At 47.2% G+C, this 2,244-nt stretch carries 1 protein-coding gene and 1 pseudogene; both read left to right on the forward strand.

What is annotated here, in order from left to right; all coding sequences use genetic code 11:
• Positions 1-161 precede the first annotated feature (161 nt).
• Positions 162-1,742 (forward strand): IS66 family transposase, encoded by a 1,581-nt coding sequence (tnpC, locus tag ACCI49_RS24370; protein ID WP_371841852.1) that lies wholly within the window; start codon positions 162-164, stop codon positions 1,740-1,742.
• 349 nt (positions 1,743-2,091) lie between these two features.
• Positions 2,092-2,244, forward strand: a pseudogene (locus tag ACCI49_RS24375) (DDE-type integrase/transposase/recombinase); the annotation flags it as partial.

Consider the following 2,244-nt stretch of genomic DNA (forward strand, 5'->3'; position numbering starts at 1 on the left):
TTGTCGATTTCACAGCTACAGTGGCTGCTTTCCGGGTTGGACTTTACTCAGCAAGAAGAACCAAAAAAACTCTATTTTTCACGCTTTTATTGATACGTATAGAGCCTGGAAAATAGTTTCCCATGGTATAATCCACACATAAATTAACATCGGAAAACCCAATGGCTACCGATGATACGTTACAGTGCCAGGTTGAACAGCTTACATGTGAACTCAAACTCTCGCTCCAACGATGCGAGCAGTTTGAAAAAGCTTACGATCAGCTATTGTTTCAATTCAAACAACTACAGCGCTCTCTCTTTGGCCGACGCTCTGAGCGATACGAAGACCCTGATGATCCTCAAAGGCTGCTATTCGAAAGTTCAGAAGCTCGGGATGATGCTTCTGTAGAGGAAAACGAGGCTGATAACGACAAAGACCAGGATGATGTAGTTAGCATTGCGGCACACAAGCGTCATAAAAAAACAAAGAAGCCCTTTGCCGGACACCTGCCAAGAAAAGAGGTGGTAATCCCTGTCTCAGAACAGGATAAAACCTGTGCATGTGGCTGCCAAAAGAATCTCGTTGATTACGAACGTCATGAGCGCTTGAATTACATACCCCCGGTATATGAGGTGATTGTCGAGTTGCGGGAGAAGGTGGCCTGCCCCAAAGGCTGTGCAGGCCAAATAGTTATTGCTCCCAAGCCAAAGCATATCCTGCCCAAGGGTAAGTTTACCGAATCCGTTCTAGCCCATCTCATAGCCAGCAAGCTAGATGATCGACAACCCTTTTATCACCTGGAAAAACAGTTTGAGACCCGTGCCGGCTTTAGCTTTCCTCGTCAAACCATGGCTCGTACTGTTATCGATTGTGCCACTCCCCTACAACCACTGATCAATTTGCTAAAAGACGGCGTCATTGGCTACGATATTGGGGCTTTGGATGCCACATCACTCCAAGTTCTTAATGAACCTGGCCGGCCAGCAAGCCGAAAATCTTATGCCTACTGTTTCCGAGGTGGTCCTCCAGGTAAGGAAGCTATCCTCTATGAATATAATGCCTCGGATCACAAAGATTTTGTAAATGACTGGTTTGCCGGCTTTACAGGCACGCTGCATTGCGATGCTGATCCATTTTTTGAGTTGTTGTTTGAGCAAACAGCTGTAAACCCAAGTCACTGCAATGCACATGCCCGGCGAAAATTTGAATCCATAGCGAGAGCGGCGCAAGGGGACGGGCTGGCAAAACGGGCAATGCAGTTTTATAAGAAGCTCTATCGGGTTGAGAGGAAAGCCAAAGAGAATCAGCTGAGCATAAAGCAGCGACACAATTTGCGACAAGAGGAGTCCAGGCCGATTATGACTGCCTTTAAGTGCTGGCTGGATGAGCACTATCCGCAGGTGCTACCTAAATCCCCGCTGGGCAAGGCAATGAATTACTGCCTGAAATATTGGAATGGGTTGTGTGCATTCCTCAGCGATGGCCGGTTGGAAATCGACAACAATTTGACTGAACAGGAAATCAAACCCTTTGTGATGGCTCGAAAGAACTTCCTGTTTGCATCCTCGGTCAATGGCGCTAAAGCATTGTGCCTGCACTTTAGTTTGATTCGCACTGCCAAGCTCCACGGCCTTGCCCCCTACAAGTATTATGTGACGTTGCTTAAGCAGATTCCTCACTGCCAATCCGTTGAGGATTATGAGGCACTGCTACCCTGGAATATCCAGCTTGAGAAAGTTGGGATGGCCGCAGCCGCATGATATAGCGATGCTGGTCGCAAGAAGGCGGATGTCCGCTGAGCAGCTATATTTATCTATTGATGCCATAAGCCTTTAAGCCTTCCATGACTTGGCATTCAGCGGTGCTATCCTGGTACTTTAAATACAATTCTCACCTACGATCTGATCTGATGAAATCGCTTACCCCCCATCGAATTTGAGAGATGTGCTTAAAGAGGTGTCCGGCTGGACTTGACCACAACAGGCATCAATGGGCTGCCAGAGAAGGTAGTCATAGACAAAAGGAGGCAATCTGGCGGGCCTGACCAACATCAATATCTACCTGTTCCTGATGGGATTCTGGCTTTCATTCATCAATACTCTGTAGGTCAAATATCTCAACAATATCACTGAACAGGACCACCGGTTTATCAAACGCATAACCAAGCCTATGATGGGCTTTAAGGCCTTCCATTCAGCTACTGCCACTCTCGATGGGATTGAGACTGCTCACATGATCCGAAAAGGACAGCTGGGACAGGAA

It is taken from the genome of Microbulbifer epialgicus, from assembly GCF_041447265.1.
In the GTDB taxonomy this organism is placed as follows: Bacteria; Pseudomonadota; Gammaproteobacteria; order Pseudomonadales; family Cellvibrionaceae; genus Microbulbifer; species Microbulbifer epialgicus.